General features: G+C 46.7%; 14 protein-coding genes and 1 pseudogene. 13 read left to right on the top strand and 2 right to left on the bottom strand.

Annotated features, from left to right (window positions below):
- Window positions 1-85: 85 nt before the first annotated feature.
- On the bottom strand, window positions 86-2,170 hold the full coding sequence (locus tag EPO18_RS04780; RefSeq protein ID WP_292431229.1) for an AsmA family protein: 2,085 nt from the start codon (window positions 2,168-2,170) through the stop codon (window positions 86-88).
- Between the two features lie 144 nt (window positions 2,171-2,314).
- Between EPO18_RS04780 and EPO18_RS04775 the strand changes: the two genes are divergently transcribed.
- Complete coding sequence (locus tag EPO18_RS04775; protein WP_292431226.1) at window positions 2,315-2,602, top strand: hypothetical protein; 288 nt, start codon at window positions 2,315-2,317, stop codon at window positions 2,600-2,602.
- Between the two features lie 117 nt (window positions 2,603-2,719).
- Here EPO18_RS04775 and EPO18_RS04770 read toward each other — a convergent pair whose 3' ends face one another.
- A complete protein-coding gene (locus EPO18_RS04770) occupies window positions 2,720-4,354 on the bottom strand; it encodes a DUF342 domain-containing protein (RefSeq protein WP_292431222.1) in 1,635 nt (544 codons plus the stop codon).
- A 1,100-nt stretch (window positions 4,355-5,454) separates the two neighbouring features.
- On the opposite strand from EPO18_RS04770, the gene rfbB reads away from it, so the two are divergent.
- From rfbB to EPO18_RS04720, 12 genes and pseudogenes are all read left to right on the top strand, one after another.
- The gene (gene rfbB / locus EPO18_RS04765; protein WP_292431219.1) at window positions 5,455-6,522 is read left to right on the top strand and encodes a dTDP-glucose 4,6-dehydratase; all 1,068 of its coding nucleotides are present in this window, start codon (window positions 5,455-5,457) and stop codon (window positions 6,520-6,522) included.
- A 67-nt stretch (window positions 6,523-6,589) separates the two neighbouring features.
- The gene (gene rfbD / locus EPO18_RS04760) at window positions 6,590-7,486 is read left to right on the top strand and encodes a dTDP-4-dehydrorhamnose reductase (protein ID WP_292431217.1); all 897 of its coding nucleotides are present in this window, start codon (window positions 6,590-6,592) and stop codon (window positions 7,484-7,486) included.
- A 2-nt stretch (window positions 7,487-7,488) separates the two neighbouring features.
- A complete protein-coding gene (gene rfbA, locus EPO18_RS04755; protein ID WP_292431215.1) occupies window positions 7,489-8,376 on the top strand; it encodes a glucose-1-phosphate thymidylyltransferase RfbA in 888 nt (295 codons plus the stop codon).
- Window positions 8,373-8,918, top strand: a complete 546-nt coding sequence (gene rfbC / locus EPO18_RS04750; RefSeq protein ID WP_292431212.1) for a dTDP-4-dehydrorhamnose 3,5-epimerase — start codon at window positions 8,373-8,375, stop codon at window positions 8,916-8,918. Before rfbA ends, rfbC begins: the two co-directional genes overlap by 4 nt.
- A 425-nt stretch (window positions 8,919-9,343) precedes the next feature.
- Entirely contained in the window at window positions 9,344-9,496 is a 153-nt protein-coding gene (locus EPO18_RS20700; protein ID WP_363331477.1) for a transposase family protein, read from the top strand.
- 841 nt (window positions 9,497-10,337) lie between these two features.
- Window positions 10,338-10,496 carry a hypothetical protein gene (locus EPO18_RS04745; protein ID WP_292431210.1) on the top strand — a complete coding sequence of 53 codons (159 nt, stop codon included), beginning with the start codon at window positions 10,338-10,340 and terminating at the stop codon, window positions 10,494-10,496.
- Window positions 10,497-11,203: 707 nt separating this feature from the next.
- Window positions 11,204-11,332: pseudogene (locus EPO18_RS20695) on the top strand (hypothetical protein); the annotation flags it as partial.
- 16 nt (window positions 11,333-11,348) lie between these two features.
- The gene (locus tag EPO18_RS04740) at window positions 11,349-12,392 is read left to right on the top strand and encodes an N-acetylneuraminate synthase family protein (protein WP_292431207.1); all 1,044 of its coding nucleotides are present in this window, start codon (window positions 11,349-11,351) and stop codon (window positions 12,390-12,392) included.
- Window positions 12,389-12,922 (top strand): KdsC family phosphatase, encoded by a 534-nt coding sequence (locus EPO18_RS04735; protein WP_292431205.1) that lies wholly within the window; start codon window positions 12,389-12,391, stop codon window positions 12,920-12,922. Before EPO18_RS04740 ends, EPO18_RS04735 begins: the two co-directional genes overlap by 4 nt.
- Window positions 12,912-13,724 (top strand): SDR family oxidoreductase, encoded by an 813-nt coding sequence (locus EPO18_RS04730; RefSeq protein WP_292431203.1) that lies wholly within the window; start codon window positions 12,912-12,914, stop codon window positions 13,722-13,724. The genes EPO18_RS04735 and EPO18_RS04730 overlap by 11 nt, the downstream gene beginning before the upstream one ends.
- Window positions 13,721-15,193: an aldehyde dehydrogenase family protein gene (locus EPO18_RS04725; RefSeq protein ID WP_292431200.1), complete on the top strand. Its 1,473-nt coding sequence runs from the start codon at window positions 13,721-13,723 to the stop codon at window positions 15,191-15,193. Before EPO18_RS04730 ends, EPO18_RS04725 begins: the two co-directional genes overlap by 4 nt.
- Window positions 15,190-15,954 (top strand): acylneuraminate cytidylyltransferase family protein, encoded by a 765-nt coding sequence (locus tag EPO18_RS04720; protein WP_292431198.1) that lies wholly within the window; start codon window positions 15,190-15,192, stop codon window positions 15,952-15,954. The genes EPO18_RS04725 and EPO18_RS04720 overlap by 4 nt, the downstream gene beginning before the upstream one ends.
- The last annotated feature ends 1 nt before the right edge of the window (window position 15,955 follow it).

Here is a 15,955-nt window from a genome sequence, read left to right as displayed (position 1 = left end):
AAGATAAAAGATGAAGGGCGAAAGGTTGCGTAGTTTAAGGGCGGCTTTTTTCGCCCTGTGCCTTTCGCCTTTTGTCTGCTCCACCTCACTTCAAAAAGCCTTTTAACAGATTGCCCACGCCGGAACCTAATTTCTTATCAAGTTTATTAATTAGTTTATCAATTTTGGCTTTGTTTTTGTCGGTCAATAATGAGGCTATATCAACCGAATAAGACGGGTTGTCGAGCGTTCCTGCAATATTAATGATCGCTGCGCCTTTAATTTGCTCAGGCTCTTCGGCATTGACCAGCTTAGCGTCGATTTTATAGTCTACAGCTTCAGAAATTAGATTTATGTTGCCTTTACCATCGACATGTAATTTGGAGGATTTGGCAACAAGGTCGTTATTTTGGAGCAGGCCATTGGTGATCGTCGCTGTGCCGCTCATTTCCGAAAATAATGTTTGATCGTTTTTAGCGTCAGCGGGCAGAGCGGAGCCTTTAATCAGCGCCTTACCTTCATCAATGATTTTTTGCAGATTAAAACCTTTGAGCACGCCATCTTTGAACAAGAAGCTTAACTGGCCTTTTAACGAAGCTTTCAATTCGTCTGTGTTGTTACCCTGTCCTTGCAACTGTGCGGATGCGTTAACGATACCGCTCATTCGGGCTTTACCTTGGTAGTCTTTCAACAAAGGCTCGATTTGCACATGATCTATTTTTTCGTTTATTGCCAGCGTCGATTTGTCGTCACGTGTGTTCATGTTGAGGTTGCCGGAATAACTGCCTTGATACAACTGTTTGACCGACTGTTGTGTGGTAATGGTACCGTCTTTAGCATTCAAGTTTATATGGACGTCCTGCATCGCCAAACCTTTGACTTTGAGCTTGCCAAGCGCCACAGTACCGTTGGTGTTGAGTTTTCTCAACATTTCAACCGGTAAAGCGGAAGCGCCGGCGGCCAGTGACACAGCGGGACTGGCTATGGGTTTGGATGACTTATCGGGAGGGGGTAAATAACGATCGAGATCAAGCGCATCAATGTCTAAGTTGAAGTTGACAGCAGGCCGAGAGAAGTCTTTAACGGTGACAGAGCCTATTATTTTGGTATCGTCCAGCATCATTATCAGGCTTTGCAGATCGGCCGAATCGGTTGTCGCGGTCAAGTCAAAGTTGGCGGATAGTTTGCTTAGGGCATTGGCATCCTGCATTGTAGGCAAGGAGATCGCTAATTGCTGTATTACTTTGGCGGGACTGAATGGCGCAACGGTAACAGCCCCCTGAAAAGAGGGCTTATCCTTGATAGAAGTGCCGGTCATTTCAACAGCGGCGAGCGTCACATCGCCGGATTTGAGCTGCAATCCATAAATTTTGGCCGTTTGTTGGTTCATATCCAGTGCTGCATCGGCAACAGTCAATGCCGTTGTTAATGTTTTGCCGGGAACGGTTTCGCCTGATGTAGTTACTTGCAAATCGCTATGGCGTAATGCAAAAGCATCAAGTTTTTCATTAACACTTAATTCGGTGCTTAATTTGATGGTCTGAACCGCTTTGGATCTACTGTCCAAAGCGGTTAGGGAAACGGCGACGGCCATCGGTTCATCAAAGGCAAATTTATCGGTATTTAGGTTAAGGTCTTTTATTTCGATGTATTTTTCGGTTTTTAGGTCATCCCAGTTAATTTGGGCATTCTCAATAGCAATGCCGCCAATGGTAAAAGTCGCCGGTGCTGCTTTGGGTGTCGGTTGCTCATCCTGTTTACCGGCGACAGTCGCCGGTGCTACAGTTTTGGTAGTTAGATCATCCCAATTTGAGATGCCCTGTTTGTTCCTGACAAGGTTCAAAGTCAAGCCTTTTAAGACAATACGGTCGACTTCTACTTTTTTTGATAACAGAGGCAGTAACAGCACTTTTACATTGCTTTCTTCTATTGTTGTAAAGGGCCGATCTTGAAACTCCGGTGTATTGTTTAATGCAATTTTACCTGTTGAAACGCCGACCCAAGGAAATAATGAAAGTTTTAATTCGCCGTCCAGCACCAGTTCCCGGCCGGTCTTTTCCTTAACAGCAGCGGCAATTTCAGGTTTAAAATCGTTAGGGTCGAAAACAAACGGCAGAATGCAGACAACGGCTATCAGCAGCAAAACTATTGCGGCAAGAGTCGATACGATAGCTTTAAACGGGTTTTCCACAATATTCTCCTAGCGTAAAAAATGTAATGACGATCAATTATGGAATATGATTATCTACTTAATAACAGCTGTTGCCAGTTAAACACTAATTGGGTAGAGTCTAAGACACTGTATGTTTATTATAATTAAAAATGAGGTGGGAAAATGTTGCATTTAGCTAGATTTGCTGCAATTGCAGTTCTTGTTTGGTTTTATATGACCGCAAAGGAAAAAGGAGAGCCGCCGATTAACTGGGCTATTATAGGATTGATCGGTTATTGGATTGCCTGGTGGGCAGTTAAGTTGACGGTAGTTAACGCTTTATCGGGCATGGTTGCTAAAAGTGCGACAGGCACTTTTTTGCTGGTGCAAGTGCCGGCTTTATGCGCAATCGGTGCGGCTTTTTTAATCAGAAAGAAACTGTTGGCGGATGCTGCTGCTAAAAAAGAGTAAACGGAATTATAAAATGCGGTCATTGTTTGTTTATGGCTTTTTTACTGTGAAAAATTTCACAAACATGACCGCGTAAACTATAACCCGGTAAAATTAAAAAGAACAATTGATGCAGAGCTAGCTTCCAAAACTGATTTTTTTATCGATAAGCCGAAAAACAGTTTTACCCCGTTCTTCCTTAGCCTTCCAAGTCTGGTCGCCGATCCGGACTTCAACGCCGCTATAAAGGGTTTGTTCTGCAATAATTTTGGCATATTCCGCAAAGGACATTTCAGAGAGAAGACTTTCCCGATCAGCCTGATGCCGGTCGATTTCGGTCGTTAATTTGTCTAAAGTGCGGCGGGCTTTATCCAACAGCCCGTTTTTGTCTTTTTCAGGATTGTTTTCAACGAAAGCGATAATCTTCTTTATATCGTCCTGACTTTTTTCATTCGCCTCGATTTCACTTTCGATACCGTTTAGTTGCTCCTGAGTATGGGGATTTAAGCCGGCCTGGATATAGGTTTTAACGCCGGCATCAGACCCGATTGAGGCCGCTTGTATCAACATCATTGCACATGCGGTACCGCCTATGATGAGTCCTTTTTTTCCTCCGGATTTTCCAACCAAAATTTGATTTATTGCAGTCAATTGGCTATTCATCGAATATTCTTCAATGACGATGCTGGTGCCCGCCTCAATACTGACATATTTGGCATAACGTGCGCGGACCGAACCTTTGCAAGAAATTCTTCCGCTTATTTGAGCGTTCGAGCCACCGCCAGGGTCACTGTTACCGATTACGCCGCCTTTGATATTGATATCGCCGCCTGCTTCAATTATTGCGGCTTCAACAGTTCCTCCTACGAAGATGTCATTTAGCGCATAAACCTTCATCCCTTCCATAACATCGCCTAAGACATTAATCGTGCCGTCGAAACTTAAATTACCGGTTGAGATGTCTACCTGCGGCACGGTGATGGTAGGCGATACCATAACACCATTGGGAATCAGCAGCGGTTGGCCCATAATCGCTGCCAGCAGCAGGTTTCTATCCTCCGGGTCAAACATGGCGCCTTTTAGCTCCGAAGAAAAAGGCGTGTTCTGACTAGGCTTTGGTGTAATTATTTGCCCCAGGACGTTTTTTCCCTTTGTCCCTTCGGTAGCAAGGGTACGACGCATCAGCGGCTCACCTTCCTTGACCAGAATAAGATGTCCAAGATCACGAAAATCCGCAATGCCGTGTTCATTTATTTGGGGACGTCGTTCTTGCATTTCCGGCACCAAGCTATGGAACTGTGCGTCAAGGCCAGGCACGGCCGGCTGGCCTTGAGCAATAAGATAATCCGTGACCTGATCTTCTTTCAGGGCGGCTTCGATTTCAGCGGCGGAAATGAGGCCGTTGATTATGCCCTTTTCTTTAAGGGATTGACGGATTTGATCAAAGGTGACAGGGATGCCCCCGTATGCGCGGGTCATCGTAAGCCGGGCGGTCATCTTATCCTCGGAGACCTTGATGATGAATTCGCCATTCCGGCGTTCACCGATTTCCAGCACAAAACCGGCATTGGAATTGTTGTACGTCTGTACTAAACGGGAGAGGGCTTTTTCATCTAAAAACAGGTCAGCCATACCCTGCCGAACCAGAATTTCCTTGATCGCATCTTCGTCAAGCGTAACCTTGGATTCATCCGGTTCGAACACCGCAAGTAATTTATTGTTTTCGTCCAGTTTGAATATCAGTGCATCTTTAGGTATCACCACGTCGTCCACTGTTGTCCCCTTAGACAAAACTTGTAAAGCTGCCGGATATGAAAATATATATACAATTTAAATTTGAATATGCCAATTCGAACACAATTATTGTTAGATAAAACGAGAGTAGAGCTTGAGCAATGGAAAAGATAAACTCTAAACATTCTCAGTTAAATATTATAATTAAAAATCAATAGCTTCAGAATTTCTGTTTTTAACATTGTAAATTAGGTAAAAAAAATGAATCTGTCAACAACAGGATGCTTTTTGTTCGAAGATAATGGTTATTAACATCCACTTAAAATCCGCTGAACAGTGCGCTACGAGCTAAAGTCCGTGAGTTGCATATACTCTCAGGCATCATGTAATGAACTGGAGTTGAACCGGCTTGGTAAGGGAAGATGCCATTCAATCTAGTGCCCCGTCTCTGCCAGCCAAAAAATCACTCAGCTTAAATTAACCTTGCCGCATTACGGGATGCTTTGGGAAATGCCTTGATGGAGCGAGTTAATCAGGTGCAATTAACATCGCTAATTCTGCTGATGAAATTGCGCTACTTATTAAAGACATGGTAGCCAACTGCGCGAAATGCAGGAATTGGCGCAAATTGAAGAAGAAAATGTCGTGCAGAAAGTTTAACGAATCGCTAGTTTTGAAATCGCTCAAGTTCAGGCAGTCATCCAAACCATACGTAAGCAAAGGCCTTACCTTTGTGAGCTAAGACTGAAAAACAAGAAAAACTTATTCTTGGAGCAGACCTTTCCGGTTATCGTGGAAGTTGTGAAACTGGCTAATAAACGGCTTTAGCTTTTAACCCTGCCTATGTTTAAAGTGTGCCAATTAAATCTGTAACGGTTTTGTAAACTTGAATCACGTACTAGAAGATAATTTAAATGGCATGTGGTTTATGGGAACAAAACAGGCATTAAGATTTCTGCCTTAGTTTTCAATTACCATAAAAATTTGTTCCTCTTTCTCCTCGTAGGTTAAACTAGCAAAAATATGGTTAGACAATTCACAAAGATGCTGTCCCCCAAGAGACTCACGAATTTCATAAAAGCGCAAATGCGCCTCGGCAAGCAATATTGCAGAGAACATAAATATTTTAGGCATATTGAATGATTTTAGTAACGGGCGGAGCCGGGTTTATCGGTGCAAATTTTGTATTGGATTGGTTGGCGCAATCCGACGAAACTGTCATCAATCTCGACGCACTCACTTATGCAGGCAACCGCCAGAATCTTGAGTCACTGGCTCGCGATGAGCGTCATCTTTTTGTGCAAGGCGACATCGGCGACTCCATCTTGGTGGACAGGCTGCTCGTCCAGCATCGCCCCCGCGCTATCATCAATTTTGCAGCCGAGAGTCATGTAGATCGGTCTATCCACGGCCCGGAAGATTTCATCCAAACCAATATCGTCGGTACTTTTCGTCTGCTGGAAGCGGTACGAGCTTATTGGAACGAGCTGCAAGACGAAGCCAAACAAAACTTTCGTTTTCTGCATGTTTCCACCGATGAAGTTTATGGTTCTCTCGTTAAAGATGATCCAGCCTTTACCGAAACCCACCGCTATGAGCCCAACAGTCCTTACTCGGCCAGCAAAGCCGCCAGCGATCACTTGGTGCGTGCCTACCACCATACCTACGGCTTGCCTGTGCTCACCACTAACTGTTCCAACAACTACGGCCCGTATCATTTTCCGGAAAAGCTTATCCCGCTGATGATTATCAATGCTCTCGCAGGTAAACACTTGCCCGTTTATGGCGATGGGCAGCAAATCCGAGACTGGCTCTACGTCAAAGACCATTGCAGCGCCATTCGGCGAGTACTGGAAGCAGGAAAAGTCGGCGAGGTCTACAACATCGGTGGCTGGAATGAAAAACCTAATATCGACATTGTCCACACTGTTTGCGCATTGCTTGATGAACTCCAAGCCAGAGCGGACAGCAAGAGCTATCGTGAACAAATTACCTATGTTACGGATCGTCCCGGTCATGATCGACGCTATGCCATTGATGCGAGCAAAATAGAGCGAGAGCTTGGTTGGAAGCCGACCGAAACTTTCGAAACCGGTATTCGGAAAACGGTTCAATGGTATCTGGAAAACCAGAGTTGGGTAGCCAATGTTCAATCCGGCAGCTACCGCGAATGGGTAGAGAAGAACTACACAGGGCGCACTGCATGATAAATCTGTCTGGAGCAAATTTGCATGGCATCATCGATAGAAAAGTGCCGGGCAGGAATAGCCAAACATGAGAATCCTTCTGTTTGGTAAAGGCGGTCAAGTCGGCTGGGAGTTGCAACGCAGCCTTGCGCCTTTGGGTGAGTTGGTGGCGCTGGGTACTGACAGTCAGAATCTGTGCGGCGACTTCACCAAGCTGGATGGCATTGCCCAAACCGTTCGCGACGTCGTCCCTGATATCATCGTCAATGCCGCAGCCCATACCGCAGTCGACAAAGCCGAAAGCGAGCCAGAGTTAGCTCGTATTATTAACGCACGAGCCCCTGAAGTTTTGGCTCAAGAAGCCAAGCGTAGCGGTGCTTGGCTCATCCATTATTCCACCGATTATGTGTATGACGGCAGCGGCGACCAACCGTGGATCGAAACCGATCCTACCGGTCCACTGAGTGTCTATGGCAAAACCAAACTGGAAGGTGAAGATGCTATTCGCTCTTCGGACTGTCAACACGTTATTTTTCGAACCAGCTGGGTTTATGCCGCGCGCGGCGGTAATTTTGCAAAAACCATGTTGCGGCTAGCGCAAGAGCGGGATTGTCTCACCGTCATCAACGACCAGATTGGTGCGCCTACCGGTGCAGAGTTGCTGGCCGATGCAACTGCCCATGCTATTCGAGTAGCCCAGCAGCGTCCTGATGTCAGTGGCCTGTATAATCTGGCGGCAGGAGGCGAAACTTCTTGGCACGGCTACGCCAGTTTTGTAATTGAATTTGCCCGCCAAGCAGGTATCGCGATAAAGGTTACGCCTGAAGCAGTCCAGCCCGTGCCCGCCAGTGCATTTCCATTGCCCGCTCCGCGGCCCAAGAATTCGCGCCTGGATACCCGGAAACTGCAAAACACCTTCGGCCTGAATCTACCCCATTGGCAAAGCGGCGTTACTCGCATGCTTACCGAAATTCTTGAGAAGTAATTATGACCCAACGCAAAGGCATTATTTTAGCTGGTGGCTCCGGCACCCGGCTTTACCCGGTGACCAAAGTAGTTTCTAAACAACTGCTACCCATTTATGATAAGCCGATGATCTACTACCCACTCAGCACTTTGATGCTGGCGGGTATTCGAGAGATCCTGATCATTTCCACCCCGCAGGATATACCGCGTTTTGAGCAACTGCTTGGTAACGGTAGCGAATGGGGCCTTAATCTGCAATACGCGGTGCAACCCAGTCCGGACGGCCTTGCCCAAGCATTTATCATTGGTCGAGACTTCATTGGCGATGCTCCAAGTGCGCTGGTGTTGGGAGATAATATTTTCTATGGCCACGATTTGCATACCCAACTTGAGCACGCCACAATGCGTAAACAAGGCGCTACTGTCTTTGCTTACCATGTGCAAGACCCGGAGCGTTACGGCGTAGTAGCTTTTGACGCGCAAGGCCATGCTACCAGTCTGGAAGAAAAGCCCGCAAATCCTAAGAGCAACTATGCTGTCACTGGAATATATTTTTACGACAATCAGGTCGTCGATATTGCCGCCAACCTTAAGCCATCTGCTCGGGGCGAGTTGGAGATTACCGATTTGAACCGTATTTATCTTGAGCGCGACCAACTCAATGTGGAAATCATGGGACGAGGTTACGCTTGGCTCGATACCGGTACTCACGAGAGTCTGATCGAAGCCAGCAATTTCATCGAGACTATCGAACATCGACAGGGCTTGAAGGTGGCTTGTCCGGAAGAAATCGCCTATCGCAAAGGGTTCATTGACGCCAAGCAACTTGAAAAGTTGGCTAAGCCGCTCGCTAAAAATGGCTACGGGCAATACCTGCAACGTTTGCTGAAAGAAGGGGGGCGGTTGTGAAAGTAATTTCTACGACCATTCCTGATGTGCTCATCATCGAACCTAAAGTGTTTGGCGACGAACGCGGCTTTTTTTTCGAAAGCTTTAACCGCCGTCAATTTGCCGACCTGATTGGGCGCGATGTCGATTTCGTGCAGGACAATCACAGCCGTTCTGTAAAAAACGTGCTGCGCGGTCTGCATTATCAAATCCAGCAGCCGCAAGGCAAACTGGTGCGTGTAGTGCAAGGGGCAGTTTTTGACGTAGCCGTAGATATTCGCCGCATGTCGCCCGCATTTGGGCGACATGCGGCAGTGGAACTGTCTGCGGAAAATAAACGCATGATCTGGATTCCCGAAGGCTTTGCGCATGGTTTTATGGTTATTTCGGATACCGCAGAGTTCCTCTACAAAACCACTGACTACTGGGCGCCTGAATTCGAGCGCAGCATTGCCTGGAATGACCCTGCCATCGGTATTCAATGGCCCATCCAAGACTCCCCGATTTTGTCCGTAAAAGATCAACAGGCTAAACCATTGGCGGAATCGGAGTATTTTGTATAATCCCCGTGCTGTCCAGCTCACATCATTGCGGCATTGGTCAAAAGTTTCTGGGATAACTGCTTAGCTCACCGTACAAATAACCAAGCGCGAAGTTTGATCCCAAAAAGAGCATTTCACTCTTGCCAAATTTTTCTAACTAATTGAAATTATGCCGCAAGGAGGCAACTATCTAAGAACTTAACAGTCACTCTTTGGGTGAAACCGAACCGAAAACACTCATTCCTATTTCTGGAGTAGTCACAATAGAAACCTTCGGTGGGCCACGGTAGATTAGTTCTACCAGCAAACCCAATATCCGTAAGAGATTGGCTGCCAGCTCTGGACATCCACCGCCTTGTTGAATAAAGTGCCTATTTTGATAGGATACAGACCGTACTTTACGGCCCGTATCCGGATCTCCTTATCAACTCGGGGCCTCTAATCACATGTTGTCCGCCAAAAAATGCAATCGCCGTACGACTTTTACCACTATTCCCGACCCGCGTCGCGCCCAAGGATGCCGCCATTCGCTGGCCACGGTGCTCGCTATCTCTGCAGCTGCGATAGTGTGCGGCATGCAGGGCTACAAAGCCATCTGAGATTGGGCCAAAACGCTTGGCCCTAAGGCACGAGAGCGGATTCATCGCCGCTTACGGATGGCAGCTTCCAGGCGTCCAGCGAATTCATCATCAGCTTGGGGCCGGATCAACTCGACTTGGCTCTGCAACAGTGGCATAAGGTACACGGACAGGAGGACGAAAGCCTTGCCATAGACGGCAAGACTATGAAAAGCGCGATTGATGAAGAAAGGTCGCCAAACCCATGTCATGAGCGCTGTCGGTCATCAGACCAAGGCCTGTTACACCCAAAAAAAGTTGGTACTCTGCCGATAGAGGGCAGTAACGATGAGCAAAAACAAACTAACGAAATAACCACGGCTATCCCGCTCCTGGATGTTATCAGCCTCCCAATGCAAGACCATCACCTCCGATGCGCTACTGGCCCAACGCAAGCTGGTTAATATATCGTTGACCGCCAAGGCGACTACCACTTCACCGTAAAAGACAATCAGCCTACGTTACGCCAAGATATCGCCCTCTTTTTCAAGAATCGGCAAACGCCGGACTTCATTGACATCAATCCAATCATGGACACATCGAAATCGGCAAAATCTGGACAACTACGGCGCTCAACCTGTACCTGGATTTTCCCCGTATTGGTCAAGCCTTTGTGAACGAGCGGGAAAGCATCGACAAGAAAACCGGGGAACAAAGCAACGAAGTCGTTTACGGGCTGACCCAATGTTTGTCTGAGAAGGCCAACGCTGTAAAAATTCTCAAGACGAACCGCGAGCATTAGGTCATCGAAAACAGTCGCCACTCTGTAATCGATTGGAACTATAACGAAGACCGCTGCCGTATTCGCACAGGACATGGCCCCGTGAACATCACCCGGATACGACGCTTCGCCATCGGCCTCATTAAATTCAGGGGCGTAACCAGCGTGGTACAAAAAATGCGCGAACTGGTTCGCAATACGCGGCTGGTTTTTAATTACCTCAAGATGATGAAAAATGCTTGTGCAGTAGGTTGCTCATGAGCGTTGAGATGGAGAGCGGATTTACCGTGAGTTGGAAGAGGCTAAGATTGCTCTCTTCCATACTTTTGAGGTATAATTTTTTTATAACTTGAGCCGCTAAAATGATTTTTTGTAGAGGACAAACCAATATCCATTAAGGGGGGTTGGTACGGTTGATTACTAGAAGTTCTAGCTATCCCATTGGTTTTCTGCGAAGCACCGATAAACTTCGTGTCATCATTACGTAACTATTGCAGAAACCTTTGGCGAAGGAGTTGACGTGAGGCTGTTTTGATCAAGTTGATGCCGATGTAACAGTGCGGTCTAGAATTGCCTTTCCTTTCTGACCAAGATTAAAATGAAATTTAAAGAACAAAAAATAAATGTGCTGCTGGATTACGCATCGACTAAAATCCGCCCGCTTCTCAGTAATAACAAATTACAAGACAAATGGTGCCCGTCCTCCGTTTTTTCGTGGAACGCCTCTATCATTAGCATTCAATGGGCTTTTCATGTTGTCCACAAAAGATCACAAGTCCAGCAATTTGAGAGAAGCTGAGCATTTCACATGGTCCATATATGGCCTAAAGAATTCAAGATCACTCGCATCGAAACCGAATCGATGGCGTGTCTCAACCAGCAAATGCGCCGCTATCCAGTGAGCATGGGCTGTCGCCAACACCAATGAGTCTATATTTCTCTGTTGACCACAACGTCGTTTTACAAACTTAGGCAACACACCTTACATGATAATTGAAATGCAAAGCAGCAGGTATGTCGGAGAAAATGACATCATACGATTTGAAGACGATTACTCCAGAGATAATGTTATTTTTGTAGGGTGTAATAAAAACTAACAATTAAGGAACAATAATGCTAACGAGTTACAAATCAGGTGATCAACCTTTTATCATTGCCGAGGTTGGCAATAATCATCAGGGTGATCTTGAGATTGCCCGTAATTATATAAAAGTGTTTGCCGATGCCGGAGCTGACGCAATTAAGTTTCAAACAAGAAACAACAAGTATCTTTTTTCTGAATGTGGCTACAATGCTCCGTATAATAGTGAACATTCATTTGCAGAAACTTATGGAGCACACAGGGAGCATCTTGAGCTTCGGCCGGAGTGGTTGCCTATACTTAAAGCCGATTGCAAAAAGTATAATGTAAAGTTTATGTCAACACCCTTTGATGAGCCGAGTTTGGAGCTGCTTTGCGAGGTTGGTGTCGACCTGATCAAAGTTGCTTCTTTTGATCTTGGAAATCTTCCGTTATTAAAGCGTATTGCTGCAGCAGGTTTTCCGGTCGTAATCAGTTGCGGCGGAGGAAAAGCGCACCAAATTCGCTCCAGCGTGGAGGAATTGTTAAAGGGAGTGAAAGAAATTGCAGTGTTGCACTGCGTCTCTGAGTATCCATGTGAACATAACCGTCTAGGTTTAAATAACATTGAAATTCTAATTAAAGAATTTCCTGAATGCACTATTGGGTTATCCGATCATTTCAACGGAATTTTGTCAGGGCCTATCGCTTATATGAAGGGTGCGCGCGTTTTTGAGAAGCATGTAACTTTGAATAGGGCGTGGCAGGGAGCGGATCATGGGTTTTCTTTGGAGCATGATGGTTTCCGGAAGTTCGTGAGAGACATCAAGCGCGTTCCTGAAATGATGACGCCCAAGCACGAGTCAGAACTTGGGAGTGAATTTGTTTTTAAGAAGCTCGGCAAATCAATTGTTGCGCTTCATGATATTCAAGTTGGCCAGACTATCTCAATTGATGATTTGACTGGAAAGATTTATGATAATGAAGGCATACCTATACGTCAGTCTTCAGAGGTAATTGGTGCCACTGCAATTTGCAAAATCTCTGCAGGTGAATTAGTGACCTTTGATGCCATTTCTGTTAAGAATAGTGCATGATGGAGATAGTTCCTGATCTTGTGAAGCTGCTGCGAGCTGTGCGGTTGGTTATCTTCGATTTTGATGGGGTTTTTACTGATAACACTGTTTTGGTCTCTCAAGACGGTAACGAGTCTGTGCGTTGTTGGCGTAGCGACGGTCTTGGTATTTCAAGGTTGAGATCAATTGGTATCGAGACTTTGATTATCTCCACCGAAGCCAACCCAGTCGTGACCGTCAGGGCAAACAAATTAAAAATGGCGTGTAAACAAGCAGTGGAGGACAAAGCTCAAGCCGTACTGCAAGCCTGTATGGATTTGGGTGTGCATCCGACAGAAACCGCCTTTATCGGAAATGATATCAATGATATAGCCGCACTTAAATCGGTCGGTTTGCCTATTGCAGTCGCAGATGCTTACCCTGAGGTTTTTGCTCACGTCGCTTACCGAACTACTAAGCCGGGGGGGTATGGGGCGGTACGCGAAATTTGCGACCTGATTTTTCATGCAAAAGAAGACACTTTAGATTTGGTAGGGATTTATGCTGCCTGATGAACTTTTTGATGTCAGCAGCGAGATTGTGTTGGTTACAGGCGTTTCCGGCCAATTAGGTGGTGAATATGCAAAAACTTTTCTGCAACGCGGTGCATGTGTTGTGGGGCTTGATTTGCGTCCATCTTCCTTTATTCAAACGCTGATCGCGGATTATCCAGATAATTTTTTTTTTAGTGGGGTAGATGTCACAGATAAAGCTACTTTGCAACGTTCCCTGGCTGACACAGTCAATCACTTTGGAACCCCAACTGTGTTGATTAACAACGCGGCTATTGACTCGCCTCCTTCTGCGCCACCTGAAGAAAACGGTCCTTTTGAGGATTATCCCGAAGATTCTTGGGATAGGGTAATGGATGTCAATCTGAAAGGGGTTTATCTTTGCTGCCAAGTGTTTGGTGCTGCGATGGCCAATGCTGCCAAAGGCTCAATCATTAACGTTGCCTCCATCTATGGAGTAGTTGCTCCTGATCAGAGTCTTTACGAATATCGACGCCAGCGTGGTGAAACTTTTTATAAGCCTGTGGCTTATTCTGTTTCAAAATCTGGTATTTTTAATATGACACGCTATCTTGCAGTGTATTGGGCCAAGAAAAACGTTCGGGTAAACACTTTGACCATAGCGGGAGTTTTCAACAATCAGGAGCGAACATTTTTGGATGTCTACTGTGGACGTATTCCTGTTGGTCGGATGGCAAATGCCGATGAGTACAACGGTTCGGTTCTATTTCTTGCTAGCCCTGCTTCGGGGTATATGACGGGAGCTAACCTCATTATTGATGGCGGTTGGACGGCAATATGACTGTGATGAAACAAACTCCGCGCATTTCCAACTGGATCAATGGTCTCAAAAAACAGCCTGAAACAGCTGGGTGGTTGGATAAATTTAATCCGCATAATGGCGAATTACTCTGTCAATTTGCTGATTCGTCAGAGGTGGATACTCAACGTGCTGTGAAAGCGGCTGCGGATGCCTTTCTTTCCTGGTCTGAGTTGACACCAATCAGGCGCGGTCAGGTTCTCGCTGACATCGTCGCAGCCATAAAGCGCAGTGCAAACGAGCTAGCTGATTGCATCGCACTGGAAACAGGAAAACCTCCTCAGGATGCAAGAGGCGAAGTGGGCGGCGCTATTCTCCAAGGAGAATATTTTGCTGGCGAGGGAACGCGACTTTATGGTCGTTCACTCACATCAAGCATGCCTGGCAAATATAGTCATACCGTCCGACAGCCGCGTGGAATCGCAGGCCTGATCGTTCCTGCCAATACCCCAATCGCCAATATTGCATGGAAAACCTTTCCTGCTCTTATTTGCGGCAACACCGTCGTTTTGAAGGCGGCCGAAGACTCACCAAGCATTGCGCTTCTTTTTGCTGAATTGACAAAAGAAGCGGGGCTCCCGGATGGCGTTTTTAATGTTATTCAGGGGCGTGGGCAACTTGCGGGTGCTGCTTTGGTAAACGATGAGCGAGTGAATGTGGTCAGCTTTACCGGCTCAACAAGCGTGGGCAAATGGATTGCAGAAACAGCGGGGAAGCGATTGGCCCGGATATCGCTAGAACTTGGCGGCAAAAATCCTTTTGTGGTTTGTGATGATGCCGACCTCGATCAAGCTGTCCATTGGGCGTCACTTTCCGCTTTTAGTAATGCTGGCCAACGTTGTGCCGCTGGCAGTCGCATCATTGTGTTCAAGGATATATACGAAGTGTTTCGCAACAAGCTGGTTGCAAAAGCACAAAACCTTAAATTGGGCGTGAGCGCAGATTGTGATCTCGGTCCGGTTGTAAGTAAGCGGCAGCAACAATCTATTCTTGCCGCCATTGAAACAGCTGCGGCAGAGGGCGGGCGCATTCTTTGTGGTGGCGCTGCCCCGACAGGCACAGAACTGGCTAGAGGCTATTATATCCAGCCAACCATTATCGAAGGTTTGGCTGCGAACGCCAAATTAAGTAGCAAGGAAGTTTTCGGTCCGGTGGCTAGCCTTCATGTCGTCGAAAATATCGGCGAAGCGTTGCAGCTTGCCAATGCCTCAGAATATGGTCTCACTGCTGCTATCCACACCTGTAGTGTCGACCGCGCAATGTGGTTCGCACAGCGCGTCAAAGCGGGCGTGGCAAATGTCAATATTGGTACCTTTGGTAGTGAACCGCATATGCCTTTCGGTGGTTTTGGTGCGTCAGGCAATGGTACGCGTGAGCCCGGGGTTGAAGCATTGGATGTCTATTCTGAACTTAAAAGCATTTCTTTTTTAGTGCGCGAGAATCAGCTATGAATACCGAGAAGCTTCGTACCGTTGCTTTTATCCCGGCTCGTTCAGGGTCGAAGCGAGTTCCCAATAAGAACGTCCGGCTCCTCAATGGTCATCCGATGCTTGCGTACTCCATTCGTGCTGCGATTGATAGTGGTGTATTCGATGCTGTTATTTGTGCGACTGATAGCGAGCAGCATGCCGCTGTGGCACGTCATTATGGCGCAGAAGTTCCGTTCCTTCGAGGTGGAGAAATTTCTGGCGACAAATCGCCAGATATCGACTGGGTGATCTGGGTGCTCAATATGCTGAAACAATCGGGCCGAGAGTTCGACGTTTTCAGTATTTTGAGGCCGACCTCGCCTTTCCGGTTACCGCAAACGATTCAGCGCGCTTGGGGGGAATTCAGCAAAAATCCAACTGCCGACTCCCTTCGTGCTGTTGAAAGGTGCAAGCAGCATCCTGGAAAAATGTGGGTCATCCGTGGCAACCGCATGCTGCCACTGATGCCTTTTAGTAATGGTTCGACCCCTTGGCACAGTAGCCAGTACGCCGCTTTACCTGAGGTCTACGTTCAGGATGCCAGCTTGGAAATTGCGTGGACAAAAGTGCCTCTTGAACAGAACAGTATTGCTGGTGAAGCTATTATACCTTTCGTCAGCCAGGGGCTGGAGGGCTTCGATATTAATGAACCGGAAGACTGGTGTATGGCTGAGTGGCTGCTGGCTAATCAAGAAGCAAAGCTGCCATCAATTGAGCTTTCACCTTATACCATTACAGAATAAC

The organism is Methylobacter sp., assembly GCF_004322395.1.
Lineage (GTDB): Bacteria > Pseudomonadota > Gammaproteobacteria > Methylococcales > Methylomonadaceae > Methylobacter_A.
The sequence above is the reverse complement of the archived record's forward strand: the minus strand, read 5'-3'. Positions and strand labels throughout refer to the sequence as shown.